General features: G+C 69.4%; 26 protein-coding genes and 2 pseudogenes. 17 read left to right on the top strand and 11 right to left on the bottom strand.

Going from position 1 to position 24,833, the window contains the following annotated elements; translation table 11 throughout:
• Positions 1-3: 3 nt before the first annotated feature.
• Complete coding sequence (locus tag AMK16_RS26570) at positions 4-639, bottom strand: ABC transporter ATP-binding protein (protein ID WP_079191729.1); 636 nt, start codon at positions 637-639, stop codon at positions 4-6.
• Positions 640-893: 254 nt separating this feature from the next.
• On the opposite strand from AMK16_RS26570, the gene AMK16_RS26565 reads away from it, so the two are divergent.
• On the top strand, positions 894-2,087 hold the full coding sequence (locus tag AMK16_RS26565) for a flavin-containing monooxygenase (RefSeq protein ID WP_073919871.1): 1,194 nt from the start codon (positions 894-896) through the stop codon (positions 2,085-2,087).
• Between the two features lie 107 nt (positions 2,088-2,194).
• Here the strand turns inward: AMK16_RS26565 and AMK16_RS26560 are convergent, their stop codons facing one another.
• Complete coding sequence (locus AMK16_RS26560; RefSeq protein ID WP_073919870.1) at positions 2,195-2,674, bottom strand: CGNR zinc finger domain-containing protein; 480 nt, start codon at positions 2,672-2,674, stop codon at positions 2,195-2,197.
• A gap of 106 nt (positions 2,675-2,780) precedes the next feature.
• On the opposite strand from AMK16_RS26560, the gene AMK16_RS26555 reads away from it, so the two are divergent.
• From AMK16_RS26555 to AMK16_RS26530, 6 genes are all read left to right on the top strand, one after another.
• Positions 2,781-3,647, top strand: a complete 867-nt coding sequence (locus AMK16_RS26555; protein ID WP_073919869.1) for an alpha/beta fold hydrolase — start codon at positions 2,781-2,783, stop codon at positions 3,645-3,647.
• Positions 3,648-4,097: 450 nt separating this feature from the next.
• Positions 4,098-4,580 carry an HIT domain-containing protein gene (locus AMK16_RS26550; protein WP_073919868.1) on the top strand — a complete coding sequence of 161 codons (483 nt, stop codon included), beginning with the start codon at positions 4,098-4,100 and terminating at the stop codon, positions 4,578-4,580.
• Between the two features lie 219 nt (positions 4,581-4,799).
• Positions 4,800-5,045, top strand: coding sequence for a hypothetical protein (locus AMK16_RS26545; protein WP_143196876.1), 246 nt, complete (start codon positions 4,800-4,802; stop codon positions 5,043-5,045).
• An 18-nt stretch (positions 5,046-5,063) separates the two neighbouring features.
• Positions 5,064-5,522 (top strand): MarR family winged helix-turn-helix transcriptional regulator, encoded by a 459-nt coding sequence (locus tag AMK16_RS26540; protein WP_242438915.1) that lies wholly within the window; start codon positions 5,064-5,066, stop codon positions 5,520-5,522.
• A gap of 26 nt (positions 5,523-5,548) precedes the next feature.
• Positions 5,549-7,027 (top strand): MFS transporter, encoded by a 1,479-nt coding sequence (locus AMK16_RS26535; protein ID WP_073919865.1) that lies wholly within the window; start codon positions 5,549-5,551, stop codon positions 7,025-7,027.
• 112 nt (positions 7,028-7,139) lie between these two features.
• The gene (locus AMK16_RS26530; RefSeq protein ID WP_073919864.1) at positions 7,140-7,433 is read left to right on the top strand and encodes a DUF1330 domain-containing protein; all 294 of its coding nucleotides are present in this window, start codon (positions 7,140-7,142) and stop codon (positions 7,431-7,433) included.
• A 45-nt stretch (positions 7,434-7,478) separates the two neighbouring features.
• Here the strand turns inward: AMK16_RS26530 and AMK16_RS26525 are convergent, their stop codons facing one another.
• Positions 7,479-8,216: a dienelactone hydrolase family protein gene (locus tag AMK16_RS26525; protein WP_073919863.1), complete on the bottom strand. Its 738-nt coding sequence runs from the start codon at positions 8,214-8,216 to the stop codon at positions 7,479-7,481.
• 846 nt (positions 8,217-9,062) lie between these two features.
• Here AMK16_RS26525 and AMK16_RS26515 point away from each other — a divergent pair.
• Both AMK16_RS26515 and AMK16_RS26510 read left to right on the top strand, forming a co-directional pair.
• The gene (locus AMK16_RS26515) at positions 9,063-9,938 is read left to right on the top strand and encodes an MEDS domain-containing protein (RefSeq protein ID WP_073919862.1); all 876 of its coding nucleotides are present in this window, start codon (positions 9,063-9,065) and stop codon (positions 9,936-9,938) included.
• Positions 9,935-10,885 (top strand): sensor histidine kinase, encoded by a 951-nt coding sequence (locus tag AMK16_RS26510; RefSeq protein WP_073919861.1) that lies wholly within the window; start codon positions 9,935-9,937, stop codon positions 10,883-10,885. Before AMK16_RS26515 ends, AMK16_RS26510 begins: the two co-directional genes overlap by 4 nt.
• A gap of 180 nt (positions 10,886-11,065) precedes the next feature.
• Here the strand turns inward: AMK16_RS26510 and AMK16_RS26505 are convergent.
• From AMK16_RS26505 to AMK16_RS37560, 6 genes and pseudogenes are all read right to left on the bottom strand, one after another.
• Positions 11,066-11,746: pseudogene (locus AMK16_RS26505) on the bottom strand (hypothetical protein); the annotation flags it as partial.
• A gap of 574 nt (positions 11,747-12,320) precedes the next feature.
• Positions 12,321-12,464 (bottom strand): hypothetical protein, encoded by a 144-nt coding sequence (locus tag AMK16_RS36325; RefSeq protein WP_158071244.1) that lies wholly within the window; start codon positions 12,462-12,464, stop codon positions 12,321-12,323.
• A gap of 832 nt (positions 12,465-13,296) precedes the next feature.
• The gene (locus AMK16_RS26495) at positions 13,297-14,028 is read right to left on the bottom strand and encodes an alpha/beta fold hydrolase (RefSeq protein WP_073919858.1); all 732 of its coding nucleotides are present in this window, start codon (positions 14,026-14,028) and stop codon (positions 13,297-13,299) included.
• Positions 14,029-14,129: 101 nt separating this feature from the next.
• Positions 14,130-15,409, bottom strand: a pseudogene (locus AMK16_RS26490) (IS701 family transposase).
• 156 nt (positions 15,410-15,565) lie between these two features.
• On the bottom strand, positions 15,566-16,000 hold the full coding sequence (locus AMK16_RS26485) for an arsenate reductase ArsC (RefSeq protein ID WP_073919857.1): 435 nt from the start codon (positions 15,998-16,000) through the stop codon (positions 15,566-15,568).
• Positions 16,001-16,047: 47 nt separating this feature from the next.
• Complete coding sequence (locus AMK16_RS37560; protein ID WP_073919856.1) at positions 16,048-16,287, bottom strand: arsenate reductase/protein-tyrosine-phosphatase family protein; 240 nt, start codon at positions 16,285-16,287, stop codon at positions 16,048-16,050.
• 238 nt (positions 16,288-16,525) lie between these two features.
• Between AMK16_RS37560 and AMK16_RS26475 the strand changes: the two genes are divergently transcribed.
• Positions 16,526-16,840, top strand: coding sequence for an ArsR/SmtB family transcription factor (locus AMK16_RS26475; RefSeq protein WP_073919855.1), 315 nt, complete (start codon positions 16,526-16,528; stop codon positions 16,838-16,840).
• A 40-nt stretch (positions 16,841-16,880) separates the two neighbouring features.
• Positions 16,881-17,657: an aquaporin gene (locus tag AMK16_RS26470; RefSeq protein WP_079191728.1), complete on the top strand. Its 777-nt coding sequence runs from the start codon at positions 16,881-16,883 to the stop codon at positions 17,655-17,657.
• Positions 17,658-17,974: 317 nt separating this feature from the next.
• On the opposite strand, the gene AMK16_RS26465 is transcribed toward AMK16_RS26470, so the two are convergent.
• A complete protein-coding gene (locus AMK16_RS26465) occupies positions 17,975-18,472 on the bottom strand; it encodes a GNAT family N-acetyltransferase (RefSeq protein WP_073919853.1) in 498 nt (165 codons plus the stop codon).
• Positions 18,469-18,837, bottom strand: coding sequence for an ArsR/SmtB family transcription factor (locus AMK16_RS26460; RefSeq protein WP_073919852.1), 369 nt, complete (start codon positions 18,835-18,837; stop codon positions 18,469-18,471). The genes AMK16_RS26465 and AMK16_RS26460 overlap by 4 nt, the downstream gene beginning before the upstream one ends.
• Positions 18,838-19,033: 196 nt before the next feature.
• Here AMK16_RS26460 and AMK16_RS26455 point away from each other — a divergent pair, with 196 nt between their 5' ends.
• From AMK16_RS26455 to AMK16_RS26425, 6 genes are all read left to right on the top strand, one after another.
• A complete protein-coding gene (locus tag AMK16_RS26455; protein ID WP_073919851.1) occupies positions 19,034-20,401 on the top strand; it encodes an NAD(P)-binding domain-containing protein in 1,368 nt (455 codons plus the stop codon).
• A 97-nt stretch (positions 20,402-20,498) separates the two neighbouring features.
• Complete coding sequence (locus AMK16_RS26450) at positions 20,499-20,636, top strand: hypothetical protein (protein WP_242438914.1); 138 nt, start codon at positions 20,499-20,501, stop codon at positions 20,634-20,636.
• A 1,001-nt stretch (positions 20,637-21,637) separates the two neighbouring features.
• Positions 21,638-22,456, top strand: a complete 819-nt coding sequence (locus AMK16_RS26440) for a DUF6042 family protein (protein ID WP_073919849.1) — start codon at positions 21,638-21,640, stop codon at positions 22,454-22,456.
• Positions 22,457-22,940: 484 nt separating this feature from the next.
• Entirely contained in the window at positions 22,941-23,339 is a 399-nt protein-coding gene (locus AMK16_RS26435) for a DUF6153 family protein (RefSeq protein WP_073920035.1), read from the top strand.
• Between the two features lie 123 nt (positions 23,340-23,462).
• The gene (locus AMK16_RS26430; RefSeq protein WP_073919848.1) at positions 23,463-24,092 is read left to right on the top strand and encodes a DUF305 domain-containing protein; all 630 of its coding nucleotides are present in this window, start codon (positions 23,463-23,465) and stop codon (positions 24,090-24,092) included.
• A gap of 159 nt (positions 24,093-24,251) precedes the next feature.
• Positions 24,252-24,773, top strand: a complete 522-nt coding sequence (locus AMK16_RS26425) for a DUF4396 domain-containing protein (protein WP_073920034.1) — start codon at positions 24,252-24,254, stop codon at positions 24,771-24,773.
• The last annotated feature ends 60 nt before the right edge of the window (positions 24,774-24,833 follow it).

Genomic DNA, 24,833 nt, shown 5'->3' with positions numbered 1-24,833 from the left:
GTTTCAACGGTTGGTCTCCTCGAAGTGCAGACGCCCCTGGCGCAGATGAGCGATCGCGTCGAAATGGTGCAGGTCGTGCAGCAGGTGCGACACCACGATGATCGACCGGCCCTGATCACGGAGATCGGCGGCCAGGGCCCAGAACCGCTGATGGGTGTCCCAGTCGAAGCCCTGGTAAGGCTCGTCCAATACCAGCACCTGCGGATCGTGCATGAGAGCGATCAGCAGGTTCAGCTTCTGCCGCGTTCCGCCGCTGAGCTCGCCGACCTGCTGTCGCCGGCAGCCGGTCAGTGCCAGCAGCTCCGTCAATTCGCCGGCGCGCTCCAGCGTCGGCAGCCGGTAGGCCATTTGGAACAACCGCAGATGCTGTCCGACGGTGAACGCATCGTTCAACACCGCTCGCTGTGGGCAGTACCCCACTGACCCGGTCCGCGTCACTGTCCCGCGGTCGGGTGCAAGGTGTCCTACGGCGATTTGCAGCAGAGTGCTCTTCCCCGCCCCGTTCTCGCCGACGATTCCCACCAGCGTCCCGGCGGGCACATCAAGGTCGACGTCGCGCAGCACCTGCCTGCCGCCGTACTCCTTGCACACTGCGTTGATCTGCAGCCGTGGCGGGTGGCACGTCGTCACTGCCTGCACATGAGCCCCTCGAAAGATCGGACAGTCGCAGCGAGCCAGCCCCGAGGACGAGGCGGCCCCAGAAGCCCGGGCCGAACAGGCTCATGCCCCCGGCCCGCGAGGTGAGGCGCTACCGCTCGGTGTCAACGAGTCCGTGCCGCCGGTGTAACGGCAGCCACCCGCTGCTGCGGTGAACAGCCGGCACCGCCAACCCACAGGCTGTATGCCTCCCCGTTGAGCGTGACGTGAGCCGCGGTCCGCCGTTGTAGGAGGCGATGCCACCGACACCACAGCGAGACTTCGGCGCTCCCACGATCGTGATCGGAGCCGGCCCCCACGGCCTTGCTGCGGCCGCACTGCTGCGCCGCTCCGGAGTGCCGGCCGTGATCCTGGAACGGTCGGACCGCGTGGGAGCGAGCTGGACGCAGCGCTATGACCATCTACGCCTGCACACCACCCCCGGCGCCTCGAAACTCCCCGGCCTGTCGGTGCCGCGCCAGGCGGGCCCGTGGGTGAGCCGGGACGAGTACGTGCGATACCTGGAGCGTTACGTCGTCCATCACCGACTCGATGTCCGGGTGGCCACCCCGGTGCAGCGCATCGAACGGGCCGAGCCGGGTCGGGGCACACAGTGGCTGGTCCACAGCTCCGACGGCCCGGTGCCAGCTGGTGCGGTCGTGGTGGCCACCGGCCGCTGCCATACCCCGAACCTCCCCCACTGGCCCGGGCGTTCGACCTTCACCGGCACGCTGCTGCACTCGGCCCACTACCGCTCACCGGCCCTCTACCGCGGGCAGCACGTCCTGGTGGTCGGCGCCGGCAACAGCGGTACCGAGATCGCGAGCGTCCTGGCCGGAGCCGGTGCCGGACGGGTACGGATCGCAGTCCGTACCCCACCTAATATCCTGCCCCGCTCCAGCGCCCGATGGCATGCGGTCGGCCGGCTGACGGAGGCCCTCCCGCTCGCGTGGCGCGACCGCACCTCCCTGCTCACACAGCGTCTCGCGGTGCCCGACCTGACATCACGGGGACTGCCGCGGCCCCGCGCCGGCCTGTACACCCGCAATGTCCGCGAAGGGGTCAACCCGGTGCTCGACCATGGCTTCGTGGACGCTGTGCGGTCCGGGCGGGTCGAGCCGGTCGAGGCCGTCCAGGCGTTCGACGGCCCCGACGTGTTACTGGCCGACGGCACCCGGCTGCGACCCGACACGGTCATCGCCGCCACCGGGTACCGGCCCAACCTGCACGACCTGGTCGGGTCCCTGGGCGTACTCGACGAGGCCGGACAACCCCTCGCCGTCGGGGCACGGACCCATCCCGAAGCCCCGCGCTTGTACTTCGCCGGATACACCAATCCCCTCACGGGTGTCCTTCGCCAGGCGGGCATCGAGGCGCGCGCCATCGCCCACGCATTCCGAGGCGAGACGGCGCGGTCACCCCTTCCCGCCCCCAGGTCGGCGACCGCATAGCCGGCACGGCCGAGAGCCAGGATGCGCTCCGCGGTCTCCTCTCACGACACAGCACATCATCGCCGGTCGGACAGGCCCGCGAAAGCATGATCCGATGGGACGGGACATCAGCGGGTGCGTTCGTAGTGGCGGCGCGCCTTTTCGCGGTTACCGCAGACGGCCATCGAGCACCAGCGGGCACGGTTGGCGCGGCTGCGGTCGAGCAGGAACAGCCGGCACTCGTCGTTGGCGCAGGGGCGCAGCCGGCCGGGCAGTTGCTGCTCGGTGGCGGCCCAGGCGAGAACCACCTCGACGGCCAGCCGGGCGTGCGGAGGAGTCTTGATCATCCACTGAAGACCATCCGACGTGACCTCCGGGATTTGGTGGACCCCTTCGAGTAGCGGGCTCAAGGCGGCGGGCGAGCCTTCTCCGCGCACTATGTCCCGCAGGATGTCCCGCGTCTCGCGCAGCAGCGCCAGTTCCGCGGGGCTGCCTTCGCCGCCGTGCTCCCGCGCCCAGCGCCTGCCCCCGGCCGGGTCGCCGAGCGCGTCCTGCTCCTCGCCGTTGACCAGTGGCCTGCTGTTGAGCAGGTCCAGCAGCGTGTCCATCGGATCCCACTCCCTTTCTAACCTGATTGAGTCGCTTGACAGGTTAGCTCATGCCGTGCTTGCATGACGAGGAACTAACCGGATAAAACATTCGAAGGGGTTAGACATGAGCTCGGTGCACCACCGGACCGCCACCGTCGACGGCCACGAGATCTTCTACCGTGAAGCCGGCCCCGCCGACGCCCCCGCGATCGTCCTGCTGCACGGCTACCCGACCAGCTCGTTCATGTTCCGCGGACTCATCCCGCTGCTGGCCGACGACTACCACGTCATCGCCCCGGACCATCTCGGCTTCGGCCACTCCGACGCTCCCCCCGCAGGGGAGTTCGCCTACACCTTCGACGCCCTCGCCGAACTCACCTCCGGACTGCTCGACCAACTGGGCCTGGACCGCTACGCGCTCTACGTCCAGGACTACGGCGCCCCCATCGGATGGCGCCTCGCGCTCAAGCACCCCGAACGCATCTCCGCCCTCGTCACCCAGAACGGCAACGGCTACGAGGACGGTTTCGTCGAGTCGTTCTGGACCGACGTCTGGGCCTACGCGGCGAACCCCGGCCCCGACACCGAACCCGCCGTCCGCGCCGCACTGAGCGTCGACGCCATCCGCTGGCAGTACGTGCACGGCGTGCCCGACCCGAGCCTGGTCAACCCGGACACCTGGGAGCACGACTTCGCCCTCGTCTCCCGCGAGGGCAACGACGAGGTCCAGCTGGCCCTGTTCCGCGACTACCCGAACAATCGCCCGCTGTACCCGCTGCTACACGAATTCCTACGCACCAGCGAGGTCCCGGTGCTCGCCGTATGGGGCCGCAACGACGAAATCTTCGGCCCGGCCGGCGCGCGAGCCTTCGCCCGCGACGCCAAGGACGCGGAGGTGCACCTGGTAAATGGCGGTCACTTCCTGTTGGAGAGCCACCTGGACGTCGTCTCGGGTTACCTGCGCGGCTTCCTCGGGCGGGTGCTGGGTTGACCGGGCTGCGCCGAGGGGCATCGTCCACGTGCTCTGCAAGAGCGTGCGCTGGCAAGGCTCTGGTCTGGGCAGAACCCGCTGGGTCGTCGAGCAGACCCTCGCCTGGCTCCACCGCCAGTTCACGAGCTTCGGACCGCTGCCAGATACGTGCAGACCTTCACCTCGCACTGCTCAGCAGGCGTAGAGCACAGCCGAGGAAGGGCGGCCTCGCCCGGCCGCGTAACCGCAGTACCCCCGGCAGGACGCACGCGATGACACGGGAGTCGGGAAGTTCGCGCAAGATGGCGGGGGTGGCTCCGGCTGCGGCAGCCTGCTGCTCGGTGACCATGTCGTCGCCCTGTCCCCCTGCAAATCGGGGACAGTTCCGATGATCTTTGACATGCGGCGAGCCCATAGCCGGACTCTGAGACTGCCTCCAGAAGCTCGCGGTTCTCCTGATATCCATGGGGCATGGGTCACTGGACAGATGATCGGTTGGGCGCCGCCGAACGAGGCGAGAACCCGACGGTGCTGGCGCGTATGCAGACCGGCTGGGCCGTGATCGGCGACATCCAGCACCTGCCTGGATATTGCCTGCTGTTGTACGCCGGCCAGGCGAACCACCTCACGGATCTGCCCCGCGCCGAGCGGGCCCGCTTCCTGCGCGACCTCTCTTTGCTCGGCGAGGCCGTCGAGACCGTGTGCAGCGAGCGGGACCCGGACTTCCGCCGGCTCAACTACGAGGTGTTGGGCAACTCCTGGGAGCACCTGCACGGCCACATCCATGCGCGCTACCACTGGGAGCCGCCGCACCTTCTGCACGGCCCCGTATGGCGCTACGGGGAGCAGCGGACCGCTCCCGAGCACCGTCTCGGGCCGCGCCACGAAGAGCTGCAGGCGGAGATCACACGCGCGTTGACGAGCGTTCTCGCCGAGGCGTACGAGCAGGACTGAGACCGTCCAGCCTGGCAAGCCCAACGACGGATCAGCGCCTGCAGAGGGTCATTGCCGGGGCGGCGGTCCATGACCCTGGCGGCTCCGTTCTCGAGGCGCTGCCGTCGATGCCACCGCGGTCGCGGTTGACGTCGCGGCTGCGTCCTCGGTCGGGAAGCGGTCGCCGACCGCGGACGGACGGTGGTGCAGGCCGCGCGCGACTTCTAGGTGTCGTGGCCGGTGGCGAACACCGCGTTCACGGCCGCGGCCGAGGCTGCGCTGCCGAAGGACCCGCCGCCGGTGACGCACCTGGGGATCGACGAGACCCGACGCGGGAAGGCGAAGTTCCGCCTGGGCAAAGTGCCCGACGGCGGTGAGACCTGGGAAGTCGTCGCCGACCGGTGGCACGTCGGGCTGGTTGACCTGGTCGGCGGTGCCGGTCTGCCGGGGCAGGTCGAGGGCTGCACACATAAAGGATTCATATAAAATTGCTATGCTTCAGGCATGAGTCACCGAGACGCCGCGCACGGCGCTTCCGATGCCATCGGGTCAGCCCTCTACGGTCTGGCCACCAGGGCTGTGAGACACCTTCCCCGCGACATGAGCCTGACGTCCGCCGCCACCTTGGCCACCCTGGACAAGACCGGCCCGCGACGGATCACCGATCTGGCGGTGGCCGAGGGCGTCACCCAGCCCGCGATGACCGTCCTGGTCCGGGTGATGGAGAAGTCCGGGCTGGTCGAGCGGAAGGGCGATCCGTCCGACAAGCGCGTCACGCTGGTGTGCCTGACCGAGGCCGGCGCGTCGTACGTCCGGACGCGACGCCAGGCGGGCGTCGACGCGTACGCGCGGTTGATCGACGAACTCACCGGTGACGAGGTCGAGGCCTTGGCGGCGGCCCTTCCGGCGCTGCTGCATCTGGCGGAGCTCGAAAGCCACGCCCGAGAGGAGTCGGACCGGTGACCGCGGTCCAGGCTCATGACCAGCCTATGAGCACTGCCCTGATACGTGCCGAGGCACGTCTGCTGGTCCCCGCCCTGGCGTTCATCGCCCTGGTCGTGGCGGCGGTCGCCAGCCTCGGGACGCCGCTCATCACCAGCGTGGCGACCACGTTCCACGTCTCCCTCGACAGCGCGCAGTGGACGCTGACCATCGCCCTGCTCAGCGGCGCCGTCGCCACACCCGTCCTCGGCCGGCTCGGAGCCGGTCCGCACCGGCGTGCCACGGTTCTCGCCACGCTGGCGGTCGTCGTCGGCGGCAGCGTGCTCACCGTGCTGCCGCTGCCGCTGCCGCTGCCGTTCGCCTGGCTGCTCGTGGGCAGAGCGGCCCAAGGCGTCGGACTCGGTCTCACGGCGCTGATGATGGGCGTGGCCCGCGACCATCTTCCCGAGGAGCGCAGCGCGGCCACGATCGCCCTGCTCTCGGTGGTCTCCATCATCGGAGCCGGCGTCGGCTACCCGCTGGCCGCGCTGCTCGCCGAGTTCGGCGGACTGCGGGCCGCCTACGGCCTCGGCCTGCTCGTCACCGCCATCGCCTTCGTGACCGCGTGGCGCTCCATGCCCGCAGCTCCCGAGGGCCGCTCCGCTCACGTGAACGTGGCCGGTGCGCTCGCCCTGGCGGGTGGACTGCTCCTCGTCCTGTTCCTGGCCGGCGAGAGGAACCTGTGGAGCCGACACCTCGCCGTGGCGGTGACCCTTGGCGTCGCCGCCGTACTCCTGCTCTGCGTCTGGACCGTTTCCGAACTGCGAACCAAGACGCCCCTGGTCGACGTCCGGGCGGTACGGCACCCGGCCGTCGCCGGGGCGAACCTCGCCATGTTCGTCGGCGGGAGCGGCATGTACCTCCTGCTCACGCTCATCACCCGCTACGCGCAGACGCCGCACGGCGCCGGCTACGGCTTCGGACTGACCACCTTCGTGGCGGGGCTGATCCTCATCCCGTTCTCCGTGCTGGGGTTCGTCGCCGGCAAGATCACGCCGCGGGTCCGGACGCGGATCGACGGCCCCCTGCTCCTGGCCGGCAGCGCCGCCGTCGTCGGCGGCGGGTTCGTCCTGTTCGCCACCGCCCGGTCCAACCTGGCCGAACTGCTCGCGGCCATGGGCGTGCTGGGCTTCGGCGTCGGCAGCTTCTCGGCCGCCATGCCCGGCGTCATCCTGTCCGTCACCCCCAGGAGCGAGACGTCGAGCGCCATGAGCTTCAACTACGTCGTCCGCAGCGTCGGGTACTCCGTGGGCAGCGCCATCGGCGGTCTGGTCCTGGCCGCCGGCACCGCCACGGGCCGCCTCTTCCCGAACGACGACGCCTACACGAGCGCGGCGCTGGTCGGCGTCGCCGCGATGGCGGTCACGACGATGGCCAGCCTCGCCCTCGCCCTCGTCCTCGCCCGCCGGCGCTCACCCGAGACCAATCCGATCACAGCCGCAGTCGGTGTGCCGGACCTGGGTCGGTCGAATCGACCCGGAAGCTGAGGACCGAAGCCGTCCGACTTCGACGCCGTCTCCGTCGGCTCGCTGACCCCCAGCGCGCCGGCCATTCATCTGAGCATGCTTCCGAGCAGCAATTCCCAACACAGGAGGTACCGTGGTCAAGGGCTATTGGGTCAGCGCCTACCGCATCATTGCGGACCCCGAGAAGCTGGCTGCCTACAACAAGCTGGCTGGTCCAGCCGTCGAGGCCGCGGGCGGGAGGCTGCTCGCCCGCGGCAGCCGGGTCGTCGCACACGACGCCGGAATCGCCGAGCGCACCGTCCTGATCGAGTTCGACAGCTTCGAACAGGCGGTCGCCGCACATGCGAGTGCGGCCTACCAGGAGGCGCTGGCCGCGCTTGCCGACGGCGTCGAGCGCGACTTCCGCATCGTCGAAGGCCTCGACTGACGATCGAGGCTGCGTCGGCGACGAACACGAAGCCGACTGCCTGGGTCATGCCCCCAGGTCCTCCCTCACAGGCAGGCACTCGGCGAGCAGGTCGACGACGTCACGCCAGGCTCGCTGCGCGTGCTGTGGGTGGTAGCCGACGCCGGGGACCACGGGGTGGTCGACCGGCGGGTGGTGGAAGGCGTGCAAGGCTCCGCCGTACACCGCGAGGCGCCAGTCGACGCCCGCGGCCTGCATCTCAGCGGTGAACGCGTTTCGTTGCGCGGGCGGCATGATCGGGTCTTCCGACCCGACCCCGGCCCACACCGGGCAGCGAATGCGCGCCGCCTCGCCCGGTCGGCCCGTGGTAGTTGCGTTGACTGTCCCGATCGCCCGCAGGTTGACGCCGGCGCGCCCGAGTTCCAGCCCGACGGCGCCCCCGGTTCCGTAGCCGACGGTGGCGATCCGGTCGGGGTCGGTCCGGGGCTCGGTGCGCAACACGTCGAGCGCCGCATGGCCGATCCCCCGCATCCGGTCGGGATCAGCAAGCAGTGGCATGCAACGGGCCAGCATCTCCTCGGGGTCACTCAGATAGCGCCCGCCGTGAAGGTCGAAGGCCAGCACTACGTATCCCAGCTCGGCGAGAGCATCGGCCCGGCGGCGCTCGACGTCGCTGAGCCCCATGCCCTCCGGTCCGAGCAGCACCGCGGGCCGGCGGTCGACACCGGCCGGGAGCGCGAGGTGCCCGATCATCGTCAAACCGTCGGCCGGGTACTCGACCGTACGCGTCGTGATCTTCGTCATGGGACTGGACTGTAGTGATCGTCGAGCCCGGTCCGGCCGGTGTTCTGCCGCTGGCAGAACTGCGCGGGTGTCCCTCTGAAATACGGGGGGTCGGAGCCAGTCCCTTGTGCGACGCGCACAAAGCCGCGCGCCGGGCGCAGTACAGGGGCTGAAGCCGTGTCCGTCCTGCCGGTCCCCCTGCCTCGACTGCGGACGCCTCTCACCTACCTGCGCGTCGAACTCGGCCGGGCCGAGAAGGCCCTGGCCGCCGCCGAGGAACAGGAGAATCTCGCCGCGTCCAGACGGCCGCCACAGGAGCCGCCCGCGTGGCCGGCCGAGCGCGGGATCGCAGACGGCCGACTCCCGGCCGATCTCCCCACCACGGACAACGGCAGGGAAGAAGAGGGTGGTGACGGTGCGCAATTCGATGCGAGGCGCCTCCCCGCGGGCGCTGCCGCTGCGGCCGGAGCTGACCGCCGGAACGACCCTTGCGGTCAACGGTGACGGTCGGCGACGAACGAACCCCTTCGTTGCCCCCTCGCCGCCCACGACATGCCGGCCCTTACCGGCGGCCTGGACACAGACGCGGGAGACGGGTCCGGGACCGTCCGGCCTCGAGTGCGTTTACGCTGTCCTCATATGCGCGGCCGTCGAGGTGGCCTTGGAGGTACTCCCGGGCATCCCCGCCGGCACCAGAATCCGGAGCGACGGGACCTCATGAAGCCGAAACGGGTGGTCCTCTCCGGTAGCACTCAGCCCCATCGCCGTGGAGGAGTGACTAGTTGCGGGTGCACAGGACGGTCTCCCCGACCGGCACAGCACGGCCACGGAACGTCCTGATCCGGCCATGACACTGGGAGCAAAGGCGTGACCTCGGACTCACATGGGCCTGTCGGGCAGGTGCGCGGCCACCTGTGCGATGTCTACAACGACGACCAAGAATGGGCGCGTATCGCGACCGGATTCGTCCGGGAAGGCTTGGCCTACGGGCAGCGCGTCATGTACATCACCGACGACCACTCGCCGCAGGCCGTTTTTGACGCCCTGCGCGATCGAGGGGTCGACGTGGAGGCGTTCGTCGGCCGGGGCCAGCTCCTCGTCGAGGAGGCCGCTCGATCGTATCTGCAGGAGCTCCCGTTCGATCCGGACAGAGTCCTGGCGGGAATGCGGTCGGCGTGCGAGGAAGCGCTGGGGCTGGGGTTTCCGGGCCTGTGGATCGCGGGTGAAATGAACTGGTGCGCCCGCCAGGTGGCCGGTGCTGAGAGGATCCTGGAGTACGAGCTGCGCCTTGACAGGGAGGTCTTTGCTGATCTTCCGCTGACGGGCCTGTGCTTGTTCGGCAGTGAGTCCGCCCCTGATGCCGCGTTGGCCGTCGCCTCCCACCATCAATTCGTGCCCGCCCCTGGCGTCCCGCAAGGCTTTGCGGCGCAGGATCTGCCGCTGTCCGTCAGGCCAGCCCCCGACGGTCGCGGTGTGAGGCTGCGGGGGCACGCGGACCTCGATACCCGGTCCGCTCTCGCGCTGGTTCTGCAGAATGTCGCCCAGATGCCCGGCCCCGTGGTGCACCTGGATCTGGCCGCTATGGATTTCCTGGACGTCGAAGCTCTCGCGCAGCTGGTGTCCACGACGGAGTCCCTCCAGGAGCAGGGCCGACGCCTGGTACTGCAGAGCCCGCCGGCAAGCCTGGTGCGCGCCGCTGCGATGTTCCCCGACGAGTGCGATGTCCTGGAGTTTGCCGCATGACGACCACCGTAACCACGTCCCCCGATTCCGGAACGTTCGTCCACCCGGCCTTGTTCTACAGCACCCAGGACGAGTACGTGCGCGAAGTGGGAGGCTTCGTGCGTACCGCGGTGGAGGCCGGTGAGCCCACTTTCGTCGCTGTTCCCGGGGACAGGCTCGCTCTCCTGCGCGACACGCTGGGAGATATTGCCGCAGCGGTGGATTTCGCGGACATGACGGTATTGGGCCGCAACCCGGGCCGGATCCTGTCCGCCCTCCAGGCCTTCGCCGACAAGGCTGCCGGGCGGGCGGCGCGTATCGTCGGAGAGCCGATCTGGCCTGCCCGTACCCCTGCGGAAATGCTGGAAGCCACCCGCCACGAGGCTCTGATCAACACGGCGTTCGCCCACCGCGACGCCACGATCCTGTGCCCCTACTTCGTGCCCGGTCTGCCGGAACACGTGCTTGCGGATGCCCGGCGCACCCATCCGACTCTCATCGTTGACGGCCACGACCACATGAGCGAGGTCTACGTCGACGCCTCGGTGGTCTGTACTGACTGCGACCAGCCCCTGCCGCCTCCGCCGGCTCACGCGCTGATCATGGCCTACACCACCGGGCAACTCGGGGAGGTACGCGACCGGGTCACCGGCTGGACAGCGCACACCGCCCTGGACCCGGCCAGAGCCGGCGATCTGGTCCTGGCGGTCAGCGAAGCGACCACCAACTCCCTGCGGCACGGCGGCGGCGCCGGCACCCTGCAGCTGTGGACGACGCCCGACGGCACCGTCATAGCGGAGATCCAGGACGCCGGACACCTCCGCGACCCCCTCAAGGGCCGCAGCCGGCCCACTCTGACCTCCACCAACGGCGGCCGCGGCCTGTGGATGATCCACCACCTGTGCGACCTCGTCGAGATCCGCGCCACCCCCACCGGCCTGACCCTGCGCCTCCACCTCATCCCCTGAAGGCAAAGGGCGCGGAGGCGGCCTCCGTCACCTCCCTGGCCCGCTGAACGCCACCGGCACAGCGCTCACCGCTCACCGCTCACCGCTCACCGTGGCCACACTGAGCGGGCCGTTGGTGTTCTGGAGGGCCAGGTGCAGGTCACAGGTGAATTGCACGGCTGTTCTGCAAGCTCGGGCTCAGACCCGGTTCATCGGCATGGAGCCATCGGTGTGACTGTGGAGCATGCCGCAGCTTGCCGGTGCGGTGGCTTCCTGAGGGAGGTTCGGGTCGAGTTCACTCTTGCCCTTGCCGAAGTCGTACTTGCCGTTGCCGTTGGGGTCGATCCCGTGCTGCACCACATGCAGGTTGGCGATGTGGTCGGCCACGGCCTGGGAGACCTGGATGGTGCGCGTGTAGGACACGTTCCCGTTGTGGTCCGCGACAGGCATCCGGGCGACGGCGAGTCCGCTGGCCTTGGAGGTGTCGCCCGACGTGGTCAGCGAGATGTTGATGTCTCCGTACGCGGGCAGTCCCTCTGCGGTGGTGACGATGCCGTCGCCGTTCTTGTCCGCGCTCGCGTCGGGGCAGCGGAAGTCGTGGCCGGTGGTGGAGCCGTGGATGTGCTGGGCGTGCGGCTGTCCGGGGACCAGGCCATGGGCGTTGATTTTCACGGTGAGCTGGCGTCCGTGGAGACTGAGGAGCGCTGTGCCGCTCGCGCCCGAGTGGTTCAGCGGGCGCAGACTGACCTGGTAGTCCTGGCTGTGCCTGGAGTGGGAGCCGCTGCTGTGTCCGCCGGCCAGGGCTGGGGCCGCGAGGGCCACGGTGAGGGCCGCAGGAACGGCCATGAGGGCGATCAGACGGGTTGAATGCTTGGCTGTCATGGCAACGCATCTCTTCCGGGGAGGTTTCACCGGCTTGAGGCCGGTATCCATGTTTGGGCGTTTAATCCCTTTCGGGTGCTATTCGTTGCCGCCGACGAGAAGGATTGCCCGGGATGCCGCTGGGACTCGGGCCGGGAAGGTGACGCTGGCTTGAGCCGGACGTCGCGGGTTGTCGGCGGCTGCTGTGGGCTGGAGCCCCACCGGAGTCGTCAGCCGGCGGGGACGAGTCCTTTCACCGTGGGGGCCAGTCCGACGATGATGAACAGGCGAGGTCGCCCCAGGACGGCTTGGCTGGGAGAGCTTGCGAAGCGCCTGCTCATGTCGTGCTTGGGGGATGGTGCGCGGGTTTCGTCGCGCAGCGGGCGAATCCGGCGAGGGTGAGGTCAGACAATGCCGAGGCCGTGATTGGCGACAGGGCGTATCCGCAATGCTTCTGACGTTCGCTCTGTCGTGACTGCCCGTCCGGCGGGCTACGGTTCTGGAGCACGTGCGTAGCCTCGATGGCCCCCAGAAGCACCCCCGTGCGCCTCCGCCGGCGGCTTGTACCGCGCGTCTTGGGTCCGCCGTGAAGCCCTCAGTGGGCTGACGCTCCGAATTCCGCGTGCTGCGGATGAAAGGCGTACTCCGCATCGTCGTCGCAGGAGGGCGGAGGAAACGAGATGCGGTGTACCTCCACCCGCGCTTCCGCCATGAGATGTTCGAACTCTTCGTCAGCCACGTACCTCACCTCGCACATTCTCCTACAGGTGATTCGCGGCATGACCTCTGCCGGATTGGCCCGGTGCACAAGCGGGGAGGGCGCACACGGCGGATCTCCCGCCACCGCACCGGTCGGCTCACCAGTGCCTGAACCCGAGTAGGACGCCGGACATCAACTGCATCACCACCCTGTCGGCGGCCGCCCCTGCAGAGCCCTTTTGCGATCGCCAGAGCGTGATCAAGCAGGCTTCGCCGACCCGCATGCCGTCGGCGTGCAGGGTGCTCTTCGGCGCCCCTGACCTGGTGTAGGCACAGTTGGGCTCCGCTGTGTGACCTCGGGACGCTCCCGAGTCGCGTCGTGCACTCCGTGTACCCTCCCTTGACCTGTACACATCCCAGGGGGATCCCTTGTCCACTCGTCTTTCCGCTGTGCCCATCGGCCTGTGCATCGCTGCCCTCAGCCTCGCTGCCTGCGGGCCCCCAGAGTCGGCCTCAGGCGGTAGCAGTCGTGCTGCATCCACGTCTATGCCAAGCGGGACGCCGAAGCATTGCGGTCTGCCCTGAAGGGGACGAAAGAGCAGGAGGACGCGGCGGTCGAGCGGGTCGCCGGCCGCTGGATCAAGCTGGGCGCCGATCAGTCGGAGGCCAAGGGCCTCGCTTACGGGTGCCAACTCGCGCATCCCACCGTCCTTTTGGGCGAGGTCGGGGAAGCACCCGAGGTGTCCAGGGGTGCTTCCGCCCCTGTCGACGGCTAATACTCCAGTGCGGTTTCGTAATCCACCCAACGACTCGTGGCTGAGCACCGCATTGGCTGGTGGGCATGGGGTGCCGGTGCCCCGGTGATGGCGCACTCAGCTGACGGCAGGGAGCTGCCGAGCGAAGCGGCGAACGGCATCGGTGAAGGCGTCTGGGTCGTCGAAGTTCGCGAGATGTCTTGCGCGCGGGATCAACTCGACGCGAGCGTGGGGATGTGCGCGGGCGAAGTCCGCCTCGCCGCCCCGGAAGACGGCGTCCTTCTCGCCGTTCAGGATCAGTACCGGAGCCTCCACAAAACGCATCGCACCCGCGTCGAAGCGTCCCAGTACCTCGCCCCAGGCTGCTGGCAGGGTATGGAAGGCGTAGCCGGAATGGATGGTCGCCTCCACCACTTCTGACGGGTAGAGCCGCCGCAGTAACCGGTCGTTCCACTGGGCAAGCCAATCCGCCGGTATGTGAGGGACCAGCCTGGCTACCCACCGATATGGCGCTGCCCAGATGCCGCGGGTGGAGGCGCTGGCTCCCGCGAGGATCAGCCCGCGCAGTTGTTCTGGACGACGCCGCGCGAACTCCAGCGAGGCGTATCCGCCGAGCGAGTGCCCGACGACCAGGGCTGGCCCACGGTCGAGCGAGTCCACCGCGGAAGCGATGATCTCTGTCGCACTGCTCAGGCTCCAGGCTTGAGCCGAGCGCTCCCCATGGCCGGGCAGGTCGACGGCGGCTACCGGGAACTCGTCCCGGAGTTCAGCAATCTGCACGCTCCACTGCCCCGCGCTGAAGCGCGTCCCGTGAACGAAGACTATGGGCACTGCATCCGCTGCCGTCATCAGTTCCCCCAGGGTGGTACCGTCCAGACGACTCTACCGGCGCGGTCTCCCTCGCAATCAAGGGAGCTAGGAGTGCTTAACCAGTCAACTGTGCTGGCTGGTCACTCGTGTTCATCGGTACACCGTCGTCGGTAGTGGCTGCGACGGGCTGTTGCCTGGTGCGTCTGCGCCAGGTGGACCAGTGCAGCAGTCTGGCCGCGGTCACGGCCGGTGGGTCGAAAAAGGCAGCGAGCAGATGGCGGATCTCGGGGACAGTCAAGGTGATCAGGTCGTTGTTGCTGGCTGAGTGGTGCGGGTCGGCAGGCCGGTTCGGAGCCGCGCTGGCGGCGACGGCGGTCAGGAAGGCGAGGGCGAACATGGCGAGCGTGATATGCCGGTGCCATGAGGTCCAGTGCCGGACCTGGTAGTGGTCGAGGCCGACCTGGCTCTTGGCGGCCTGGAAGCACTCCTCGACGCTCCAGCGTGCACCGGCGACGCGGACAAGTTCGGACAGCGTCACCGTGGTGGGTGACCAGCACAGGTAGAAGGCGAGTTCACCACTGGTGCGGTTGCGGCGAATCAGCAGATGGCGGTGGCTGTCGCTGCCGATGTGGATTCAGGCCCAGTCGTAGTAGCGCGGGCCCTTCGCCCCGGGACCGGCGCTGTGCCGCTACCAGGCCGTGGCGGGTAGACGCGGGGCGAGGACACCGGCGCGGGCAGGAGTGCGGCCGTGATTGATGCGGACCCGAGTGGAGCAGGCCACGGCCAGCACGTAGCCGATGCCGCAAGCCTCCAGGGCAGTCCGCAATCGCGAGTCCTGGCCGTAAGCCTCGTCGCCGGTCACCCAGGAGGCGGTGATGCCAGCGTCCAGCGCGGCGATGATCATCTCCTCGGCCAGGCGGGGCTTGGTCGCGAACTGCACCGTCTGGGGTATCCCGGCCGCGTGGCGACGCTCGTCATCGGTACACCACGAGTGCTCGGGCAGGTAGAGCCGGCGGTCGATCAGGGCCCGCCCCCGGCTGGTGGCCAGGGCGAGGAACACGCCGACCTGGGAGTTCTCGATGCGTCCCGCCGTCCCGGTGTACTGCCGCTGCACCCCCGCCGAGGTGCGACCCTTCTTCACAAAGCCGGTCTCGCCCACGATCAACACACCGCCCTCGGTGCCGAGGTGGTCGGCAACGTAGGTGCGCAGGTCATCACGAACGGCATCAGCGTCCCAGCGGGCGTAGCGCAGCAGGCGCTGCATCGGCCCGGGTCGGACGTGGCCAGCCTGCTCGGCCAACTGCCAGCAGTTCTTGCGCTCGACATCCGACAACAGCCCGAGCAGATAGGCGCGGGCCGTGGCCCGAGGCTCAACTCGGCCGAAGCGGCCCGCGATCCGGGCCATGACTTGGTCGAACATCGCCCGCCAACGGACAGGGTCTACGCTATGGCCCGCGGCCACCGCACGATCTTCGTTTGTCCACACACCAACCGATGATCATGCGGTGGCCGTACCCGTTCCCAGCCGGGTCCGCCGCAAGATCGCGAAACCAGACTGGAGTACTAACCGTGTGCCTCAGGCCTTCGACTTGGCGTCGATCTCGGCGATCAGGCCTTCGATGAGGCCCTTGATCTCGTCACGGATGGGGCGGACGGCCTCGACGCCCTGGCCGGCCGGGTCCGCGAGCTGCCAATCGAGGTAGGTCTTGCCGGGGAAGTACGGGCAGGCGTCGCCGCAGCCCATGGTGATGATGTAGTCGGATGCCTGGGCGGCCTCGGGGGTGAGGACCTTGGGCTTCTGATCGGAGATGTCGATGCCCAGCTCGGCCATGGCGGCGACGGCGGAGGGGTTGATCTGCTCCCCCGGCATGGAGCCGGCGGAGCGGACCTCGACGCGGTCACCGGCGAGGTGGCGCAGGAACCCGGCCGCCATCTGGGAGCGGCCCGCGTTGTGGATGCAGACGAACAGGACGGAGGCGGCAGAGGCGGAGGCGGCAGGAGCGGAGGACATCTGTTCTTCCCTTGGGTGAGGCGACCGCGGTGGGGATCTGTGGGCTTTCAGGGGGCGAGCTGGGTGAGGAGCTCGGCGCATGGGGCGTCGATGGCGTCTCGGATGTCGCGGACGGCGGCGATCGGCGCTCCGTCAGGGTCCGCCCGGTGGGCGAGGAGGGCGGCCGCCATCTGGGAGCGGCCGGTGTTCTGGCTGCACACGAACAGCACCCGGGCCGGTCCGCTCGCCAGCCCTTGGGCGCGGGCGAGGGCGTTCAGGGGTTCGGCGGTCAGCCGTTCCGCCGCCACGACCAGGTGCGTACGGAGCCTGCTCGGTATGACGCGTGCAGGAGTCGGCGAGCAGACCCGGCACGGTTTCCGGCGCGAAGTGGCCGACATAGCGAGTGGCGAGGCGAGTGGCCCCCGCGGCCAGGCGGTCGTCCGACAGGAGGGGCGAGGAGGGCGAGGGCATGGCGATCCCGTTCAAGGAGCCAATGAGGTCAGTGCGGGCTGGTGTCAGCCCCAACTGATGTGACAGTATCAGTCCATGATGACGTCAGTCGACACTGAGCTGATCCGGGTTCTGGCCGACCCGCTCAGGCTCCGGATCGTGATCCTGCTCGCCCGCGAGACGCTCTGCACCACCCACCTCGTGAAAGAGACGGGCGCCAAGCAGACGAACCTCTCCAACCACATGAAGGTGCTGCGGGAGGCGGGGGTCGTGGAGACGGAGCCATGCGGAAGGTACATCTACTACCGACTGCGTCCGGAAGTCATCGAAGCCCTCGCCGGTCAGTTCGCCGACCTCGCCCAGACCGCGCGTGCCACCGCCGAAGCCAACCTCAAGCGGTCCTGCCCGTAGCCTTCCGTGCTTTGCCTCACCTGCCCGAGGAGAACCAGCCGTGACCGCCACCGAGCCCGTCGGCACATCGATACCTGCCGACGTGCCCCAGCCCGCCCCCGGCGCGATCCCGCCCCGCACCCCGCTGATCGCCCGCGCCGCCGCCGAGCTGCTCGGCAGCGCAGCCCTCGTCGCGGTCGTCGTCGGCTCGGGCATCCAGGCAACGAAGCTCACCCAGGACATGGCCCTGCAGCTGCTGGCCAACTCCACCGCCACGGTCTTCGGGCTCGGCGTGCTGATTGCCCTCCTCGGCCCCGTTTCGGGCGCCCACTTCAACCCGGCCGTCACGTTGGCCGAGTGGTGGACCGCCCGCCGCGGCGGCGCAGGAGTCAGCGCCGGCGAGGTCGCCGTCTACGTGCCCTCGCAGATCGCCGGTGCCATTGCGGGCGCGATCCTCGCGGACGCGATGTTCGGCGAGCCGCTGGTCAAGTGGTCCACCCACGACCGCTCCGCCGGGAACCTGCTGCTGGGCGAGGTCGTGGCGACCGCGGGCCTGATCCTGCTGATCTTCGGCCTGGCCCGCACCGACCGCCTCCGCTTCACCCCCGTCGCCGTCGCCTCCTACATCGGCGCCGCGTACTGGTTCACCTCCTCCACCTCCTTCGCCAACCCGGCCGTCACCATCGGACGCGCCTTCACCGACACCTTCGCGGGCATCTCCCCGGCTTCGGTACCTGGCTTCATCTGCATGCAGCTTGTCGGTGCCGTGGTGGGCCTGGCCCTGGTGGCGGTCGTCTTCATGCGCGGAAAGACGGACAGCGGGACACCTTCGGCATGACGGCGCGCACCGAGGTAGTGGTGATCGGCGGCCAGTCCGGGCTCGCCGCCGGCTGCCAACTGCGCCGCTGGGCATCGAATTCTTCATCCTCGACGCGACCCTCGGAGTGCTGCTCACCCCCCGCTCCGAAGGCGGTCGGTCCGGGGACGCCAGCACCCTGCCCATCCACGGAGACCTCGAAATCCCGCCGGAGGACCTGGAAAGCTACAGCGACGTGTGGAACCGCGCCTTCGAAGGTGGCGATGTGGTCGACCACGACCCAGCCGAAGGACCCACTGCACCGACTGCGGGGTGAAGCCGGCTTGCCCTGACCGCTCTCACCCGACGTTCGGGCTGCGGCGCTCCAACAGGACGACGTCCCGCCAAACGCCGTGGTGACGGCCGATCCGCTCGCGGGTGCCGATGACGCGGAAACCGGCCCGTACGTGGACGGTGAGGCTGGCGGTGTTCTCGGGGAAGATCCCGGACTGGATGGTCCAGGTGCCCGCGGCCTCGGTCGAGGAGATCAGGGCGTCCAGGAGCGCGCGGGCGACGCCGCGGCCGCGCGCGTCGGGGTGGACGTAGACGGAGTGCTCGATCACACCCGCGTAGGCGCACCGGTCCGAGACCGCGCTCGCCGCGACCCAGCCCACGACCCGGCCGTCGTCGCCGACGGCGACAAAGCGGTGGTCGGGCAGCTTGGCCTTGTCGAACGCGGCCCAGTCGGGGGCCTGCGTCTCGAAGGTCGCATCGCCCTCGGCGATTCCCGCCTGGTAGATGCCCAGCACCTGCTCGGCATGCTCGGGCAGGAGCTCCTCGATCCGCACGTCGGTCATGCCGCCTTCCCGGCGCCGGCCAACAGCGCGCCCATGGCGGCGAGTACGGACGGCTCGACCCGGTAGTACACCCACGTCCCGCGGCGCTCGGAGGACAGCAGGCCCGCCTCCTTGAGCTTCTTCAGGTGGTGGGAGACGGTGGGCTGGGAGACGCCGACGTCGGAGATGTCGCACACGCACGCTTCTCCGCCCTCGTGCGAGGCGACGGCGGAGAACAGCCGTAGCCGCACGGGGTCGCCGAGGGCCTTGAACATCTTCGCGGCGACCTCGGCCTCCTCGGCCGACATGGGGCGCTCGTTCAGCGGCGGGCAGCAGGCCGCGGCGGGGTCGGGTTCCAGGAGCGGCAGAACCTTCGTATTCGACATATGTCTATGTTGACATACATCGAACTAGTGCGGCGGGGGGTCAGCTGCGGGCCAAGCGCGCGGGCAGGCGGCGGACCGCTCGGGCCGCGCCCGACAAGGTTACTTCGACAAATGTCTATGTTGACGGACATCGAAACAGGTGGGATGCTGGCAGCGCAAGCCATCGACAGACATCGAAACAACCAGGGAGCCGACCGTGAACGCGCCAGCCATCACCGACCTGCCCGTCGTCGTCATCGGAGCCGGCCCGGCCGGTCTCGCGGCCGCCGCCCACCTCACCGGCCGCGGCATCGAACCCCTCGTCCTGGAAGCCGGCCCGGTGGCCGGAGCCGCGGTCCGAGAGTGGGCGCACGTACGGCTGTTCTCCCGCTGGGGCGAGCTCGTCGACCCCGCCGCCGAGAAGCTCCTTGCCCCCACCGGCTGGGTCAAGCCCGCCGGGGACACCTACCCCTCCGGCGGGGACTGGGCCGACCTCTACCTCCAGCCCCTCGCAGACGTCCTCGGTGAGCAGGTGCGCTACGGCGCGACCGTCACCGGCGTCTCGCGCACCGGCCGCGACCGCGTCGTCGACGCCGACCGCGAGGCCCAGCCCTTCGTCGTCCACTACGAGAGTGTCGACGGCCGCGAGCAGCGGGTCCTGGCCCGCGCCGTCATCGACGCCTCCGGCACCTGGTCCGCCCCCGGCCCGGCCGGGGGCAGCGGCCTCGCCGCTCTTGGCGAGAAGGCCGCCGCGGACCGGATCACCTACCGGGTACCGGACCTGAAGGATCCCGCCGTCCGAGCCCGGTACGCGGGCAAGCGGATCGCGGTCATCGGCTCCGGCGCCTCCGCCTTCACCGCACTCGCCTACCTCGCCGATCTCGCCACGTCCGAGGACGGCAAGGGAACGCACGCCACATGGATCCTGCGCCGAGGGATCTCCGGCTCCACTTTCGGCGGCGGCGAGGCCGACCAGCTCCCCGCCCGCGGCGCGCTCGGCCTCGCCGCCAAGGCAGCCGTCGACGGCGGGTACGCCGACGCGGTCACCGGTTTCCGCACCGACACCTTCGAACGCGATGGTGACGGCCGCCTTGGCCTCGTCGGTGAGGACGGCCGCCGCCTGGGCCCGGTCGACGAGGTCGTCGTCCTCACCGGCTTCCGTCCCGACCTGGCCTTCCTGGACGAGCTCCGCCTCGGTCTCGACGAGCGCCTGCAGGCCCCGAGCGCGCTCGCCCCGCTGATCGACCCCAACCAGCACTCCTGCGGCACCGTCTACCCTCACGGCCAGGCAGAGCTCTCCCACCCGGAGAAGGACGTCTACCTGGTCGGCATGAAGTCCTACGGCCGCGCCCCCACCTTCCTCGCCATGACCGGCTACGAGCAGGTGCGTTCCATCGCCGCCGCCCTCGCCGGCGACCGTGAGGCCGCGGAGCGGGTCGAACTCACCCTCCCCGAGACCGGCGTCTGCGGCGGCGCCGGCCTCTTCGACGAGCCGGCGGCCGCGGAAGCGACCGGTGGCGGCTGCTGCGCCGCGCCGGCCACCCTCACCATCGGCAGTGCGCCCGCCTCCTCCGGCGGCTGCTGAACGTGCCCGACACCCAGGCCGGCGTGGCCGCGACCGGAACAGGGGACCGGTCGCGGCCACGCGCCGTCCTGCCATCGGCGCCAACATCCGCTTCACCATGACCATGGCCGCAGGCTCGATCCTCGGCGCAGTGCTGGGCGGACTACGGCTGGGAGTCTTCCCGGACCTCATCCTCATCCCCCTGCTGACCGTGATCCTGCTCGTCTCCGCGATCAAGCTCGCCCGCCACGACTGACACCGCCGAAACGATGTGTCGTGACTCGCGGCTATCGCGAGGAAGGGCACCTCATGCAGTTGAGCCGTCAAGCGGAGGCCAGTCCCTGGCGGAAGTCGGGTACTCGCCGCGGATACGGCCTGAGAGGCTGTGGGGGTGGCTGAGACGACCCCCTACGACGCCGACCGTGCCCGATGCACCCGTCAGGCGCTGGCGCGTCTCGTCCTGTGCTGGTTGAACAGGTGCCGCAGAGGCTGCATGTGCCAGCCCCCACCGGCCCGGTGGAGTCCGCGCCGGATGAACCGCTCAGGGAGGCAAAGGCCCACACGTGGCCGACCTGGTTGAGCCAGTTGTTCCTCACGAAGCGGCGCCCGACGTGACGGCGTTTACCGGAGGCCCGCGTGATCGGGGCCGAGCCGGCGTGGGCCTTCAACCCTCCGGCCGTGGCGAACCGGATCCTGTCGTCCAGGGACGGCCTCGCCGCGTAGCCCCCAGGCGGGCCGTGGCCGCCGTCGAGTTGGACGCCCACGTGCCGAGCGGGATGCTCGCGACCGTGCTGCCGCCGAGGGGCGCACCGACTTGGACGAGGGGCGTCGCAGCGAGGCCGCCACGGAGGACGCCCGGCTGCGCGCAGAGTTCGTCGCTCATAATCCGGAGCTTGGAGCTTGCCGCCGTCAGCCCGACGGTCCCGTTCTGACCCTGAGGGCTGGATTCGTCCGGATCTTGCCCTCAACTGTCGTTGCGACCGCCAGGATGTCCGCATGCTGAAGAGACGCAGTCCGCGCGCGCAGCCCGTCCTCTCGAACCCGAAGCCCTCGATGCCGGCCTGTCGCTGTATGACCTCGGCTTGTATGTGCAGGTCAGCGAGTGGCTCCCGGACGTCGACGACGACGTCAGCGCCGACGACTTCATTACTTGACGACCAGAGGGATGGCCCACTCGCCCATCTTCTGGCCGAGCGGATCAAGAACCTCCCGCCGTACTCCCCGCCTTCCCAGCAGCTCTCATAAGGAGATCGATCCATGTCTGTCGACCAGGACACGAACCGGGACAGCGACGGTCACCTGGCCCTGCACAACGGCTGGTTCCCCAGCGGATGGCCGAACTACCTGCCGCAGCACCAGGCGATGATGCTCTGCATGGTCTTCGGCACAGCCGCAGTCCGCGGACTGCGGGGCAGCCTCGATGAGGTCACCCAGCAACTCTTCAACGGCGAGCCCGGCGCCTTCTTCGGCCGGCCCGGAGGCACTCTCGACTCCCCCGTCGTGTGGAGGGACGACGACGAACTGGAGTACCTCGAGACCGACGAGGACAAGGACCAGTTCCGTACGGATGCCGCAGAGCACCAAGCCAGGTGCGAGGGCCTGTTGCGCGCCGCAGGCGTGGCGGTTCCGACGACCGTCCGTGAACTCGCGGACACCATGCTCGCGCTGGGCATCGCCACGGTGCAGGACGGCGTGTGGTCCATGCAGGACCCCATCCCGGGACCCGAGACGATCCTCGACCTGACGGACGCCGAGCTGGCTCGGATCGCCGACATGCGTCGCGTCTGGGAAAGCGGCCCCGCAGAGAGCACGCTGCTCAACTACCTCACGGACGTCCTGGGCCAGCCGGACGAGGTCTTCACCTCTGTCGACCGGCTGGCCCAGGCGTCGAAGCTCAGGGAGGACGACGTCCGGTACGTGCTCGGCCGAATGATCCAGGAGAACGAGGCCCGGGTCGAGCGCGGCACCCCCCGCAAGCAGGTGAACCTCGACGACCTGAAGAACCACGAACGGTTCCACCTCGTGGCGGACTGGCAGCACTTCAACGAGAACCGCATCATGATCATGCGGGACTGACCCGCAACCTCCCGACGCTGGGGCGCCCCGACCAGGCCCGCCCCGGCAAAACACTCAACTCGGAGGAGCGTGGCCGGCCTCGGTGGCCTCCATCAGGTCTGCCCGCTCTCCGTTCGCCGGGTGGACAATCCGGATGAGACCGCGGTCGTGGATGAGACGGCGGTCGTGCAGATCGATGCGATCAGGCACAGCACCAGTGCGGTCGGCGCCGACGGGCCTCCGGCAGTGCCAGAAGCCGCGTCCGCCATTCGGCGGCGCGGGAGGCGGCCGGGCGGCGGGCGGCGCGGACGGACCGCCGGCGCGAGGTGGAGCAGCGCGGCGGCCCAGCGGCGGGACGGGTCCGCAGGGTCGTGATACACGCCGACTGCCGGCTTGCAGATCACGCGGCCGTGCCCCGGCGATCCCCAGGGGCAGGTGAATCCCAGCCGGCAGGGAGAAGCGAAGTGGCCGGGCGGGATCGTACGATGACCGCGTGACCAGCACGATGCAGCCGTCGACCCGTCGCCCTGCCGGGCGTGGGTTCGTGCTGCTGGTGCTGGCGGTGCTGGCCGGTGTGCTGGCGATGCACGGCCTCGGGCCGGGCCCCGCTCCCGCGAAGGCGCCGACGGCCGCCGGTGGCCACGTCGTCGCGATGGTCCACGAAGAAGCCGACCAGCAGGTGGCGGGTCACTGCTCGCACACTGATGGCGGGATGGGCCACGCGGACCATGCGGATGCCACGTGTGCGGCGGCCGGTGTCGGCGCCGCGTACGCGCCTCCCGTCCTGGCCGCAGCTCTCGATGCCGGGCCCGTGCCTGTGGCGCTGCCCGGCAGGGCGGCAGGGATCCCGGAGGGCGGGCGGGCGCCGCCCGATCTCGCCGAGCTGCAACTCCTGCGGATATAGGACCGCCCGCGCGGCACCTCCTCGCCCCGGCTTGGCCGGCGGGGGCTGCCGTGCTCCGGCACGTCCCCCTTTCTGTATCGGCGCCTGCCCGCTCGGGCCGGCGCATCAAGGAGTCGCACCACCATGCACAAGAACCTCATCCACCGGACCGCCCTCGTCGTCGCCGCGGGCGCCGCATCCCTCGTGCTCGCCGCGTGCGGGTCGAGCGACGACACCTCCGCCGGGCACAGCGGTCACGGTCCGTCGTCGCCGTCGGCGTCCCCGTCCGCTCCGACCTCCCAGGGGCAGCACAACGCGGCCGACGTCGCGTTCGCCAAGGGCATGATTCCCCACCACCATCAGGCCGTGGAGATGGCCGGCCTCGCTCCTACCAGGGCAGAGTCCGCTGAGGTCAAGAAGCTCGCCGAGGAGATCGAGAAGGCCCAGGACCCGGAGATCAAGACCCTCTCCGGCTGGCTGACCTCCTGGGGTGAGCAGGTTGCCGCCGAGGACGCCATGGACCACTCCATGCACGGGGCCGACGGCGCAATGATGACGCCCGAGGAGATGGACAACCTGAGGAAGACGTCCGGCAAGGCCTTCGACACCGCCTTCATGCAGCTCATGATCAAGCACCACACGGGCGCGGTGGCGATGGCGAAGACGGAGAAGGCCGACGGTTCTTTCCCTGAGGCCAAGACGATGGCGGCCGCGATCATCACTTCGCAGACCGCCGAGATCACCCGGATGAACGACCTGCTCGGCAAGAGCTGACCCAGCCGGCCGGAGGGGGGTGGGCGGGCTGAATGCCCGCCCACCCCCCTCCGCTTTCTGCCGGGCTCAACACCTCGCGGAATACCCTGGGGGGGTATAAGGTTGTGATGTGGGTCCGCTGGAGCGGAGTCACACTGGACGGGATTGGGGATGACGGGCATGGACCACAGCGCACACCACACAGCCGCCGCGAACGACCACAGCGCGCACCAGGCGCACGCGGGACACGGCGGGCACCAGACGGGCCAGGTGACCTGGGGGGCAGCCGCGAAGGCGACGCTGCACTGCCTGACCGGTTGCGCCATCGGCGAGATTCTCGGCATGGCTATCGGCACTGCCCTGATGTGGGGCAACGTCCAGACGATGGTCCTGGCGATCGTCCTGGCGTTCGTCTTCGGCTATTCGCTGACCCTCTTCGCGGTCCGCAAGGCCGGCCTGGACTTCAAGACCGCGGTCAAGGTGGCCCTGGCCGCCGACACCGTCTCCATCATCGTCATGGAGCTCGTCGACAACGGCATCATCGCCCTGGTCCCCGGTGCGATGGACGCACACCTGAACGAGACCCTGTTCTGGACGTCGCTGCTCGGCGGCTTCGTGATCGCCTTCCTGCTCACGACCCCGGTCAACAAGTGGATGATCGGCCGCGGCAAGGGCCACGCCGTCGTCCACGCCTACCACTGAGCGCCCGCGATCACCGCGCCCGGCCGCACCCCTGGGGGTGCGGCACCATCGGCGACGGCA

Source organism: Streptomyces sp. CB00455 (assembly GCF_001905445.1).
Lineage (GTDB): Bacteria > Actinomycetota > Actinomycetes > Streptomycetales > Streptomycetaceae > Streptomyces.
This window is presented reverse-complemented; position numbering and strand designations above follow the sequence as displayed.

What these genes read in the sequence shown, in the direction of transcription:
- AMK16_RS26565 (WP_073919871.1), top strand. Translation starts at nt 894, where the DNA reads ATGCCACCGACACCACAGCGAGACTTCGGCGCTCCCACGATCGTGATC.
- AMK16_RS26560 (WP_073919870.1), bottom strand. Translation starts at nt 2,674, where the DNA reads ATGGACACGCTGCTGGACCTGCTCAACAGCAGGCCACTGGTCAACGGC.
- AMK16_RS26555 (WP_073919869.1), top strand. Translation starts at nt 2,781, where the DNA reads ATGAGCTCGGTGCACCACCGGACCGCCACCGTCGACGGCCACGAGATC.
- AMK16_RS26550 (WP_073919868.1), top strand. Translation starts at nt 4,098, where the DNA reads ATGGGTCACTGGACAGATGATCGGTTGGGCGCCGCCGAACGAGGCGAG.
- AMK16_RS26540 (WP_242438915.1), top strand. Translation starts at nt 5,064, where the DNA reads ATGAGTCACCGAGACGCCGCGCACGGCGCTTCCGATGCCATCGGGTCA.
- AMK16_RS26535 (WP_073919865.1), top strand. Translation starts at nt 5,549, where the DNA reads ATGAGCACTGCCCTGATACGTGCCGAGGCACGTCTGCTGGTCCCCGCC.
- AMK16_RS26525 (WP_073919863.1), bottom strand. Translation starts at nt 8,216, where the DNA reads ATGACGAAGATCACGACGCGTACGGTCGAGTACCCGGCCGACGGTTTG.
- AMK16_RS26510 (WP_073919861.1), top strand. Translation starts at nt 9,935, where the DNA reads ATGACGACCACCGTAACCACGTCCCCCGATTCCGGAACGTTCGTCCAC.
- AMK16_RS26495 (WP_073919858.1), bottom strand. Translation starts at nt 14,028, where the DNA reads ATGACGGCAGCGGATGCAGTGCCCATAGTCTTCGTTCACGGGACGCGC.
- AMK16_RS26485 (WP_073919857.1), bottom strand. Translation starts at nt 16,000, where the DNA reads ATGTCCTCCGCTCCTGCCGCCTCCGCCTCTGCCGCCTCCGTCCTGTTC.
- AMK16_RS26475 (WP_073919855.1), top strand. Translation starts at nt 16,526, where the DNA reads ATGATGACGTCAGTCGACACTGAGCTGATCCGGGTTCTGGCCGACCCG.
- AMK16_RS26465 (WP_073919853.1), bottom strand. Translation starts at nt 18,472, where the DNA reads ATGACCGACGTGCGGATCGAGGAGCTCCTGCCCGAGCATGCCGAGCAG.
- AMK16_RS26460 (WP_073919852.1), bottom strand. Translation starts at nt 18,837, where the DNA reads ATGTCGAATACGAAGGTTCTGCCGCTCCTGGAACCCGACCCCGCCGCG.
- AMK16_RS26450 (WP_242438914.1), top strand. Translation starts at nt 20,499, where the DNA reads ATGACCATGGCCGCAGGCTCGATCCTCGGCGCAGTGCTGGGCGGACTA.
- AMK16_RS26440 (WP_073919849.1), top strand. Translation starts at nt 21,638, where the DNA reads ATGTCTGTCGACCAGGACACGAACCGGGACAGCGACGGTCACCTGGCC.
- AMK16_RS26435 (WP_073920035.1), top strand. Translation starts at nt 22,941, where the DNA reads ATGCAGCCGTCGACCCGTCGCCCTGCCGGGCGTGGGTTCGTGCTGCTG.
- AMK16_RS26430 (WP_073919848.1), top strand. Translation starts at nt 23,463, where the DNA reads ATGCACAAGAACCTCATCCACCGGACCGCCCTCGTCGTCGCCGCGGGC.
- AMK16_RS26425 (WP_073920034.1), top strand. Translation starts at nt 24,252, where the DNA reads ATGGACCACAGCGCACACCACACAGCCGCCGCGAACGACCACAGCGCG.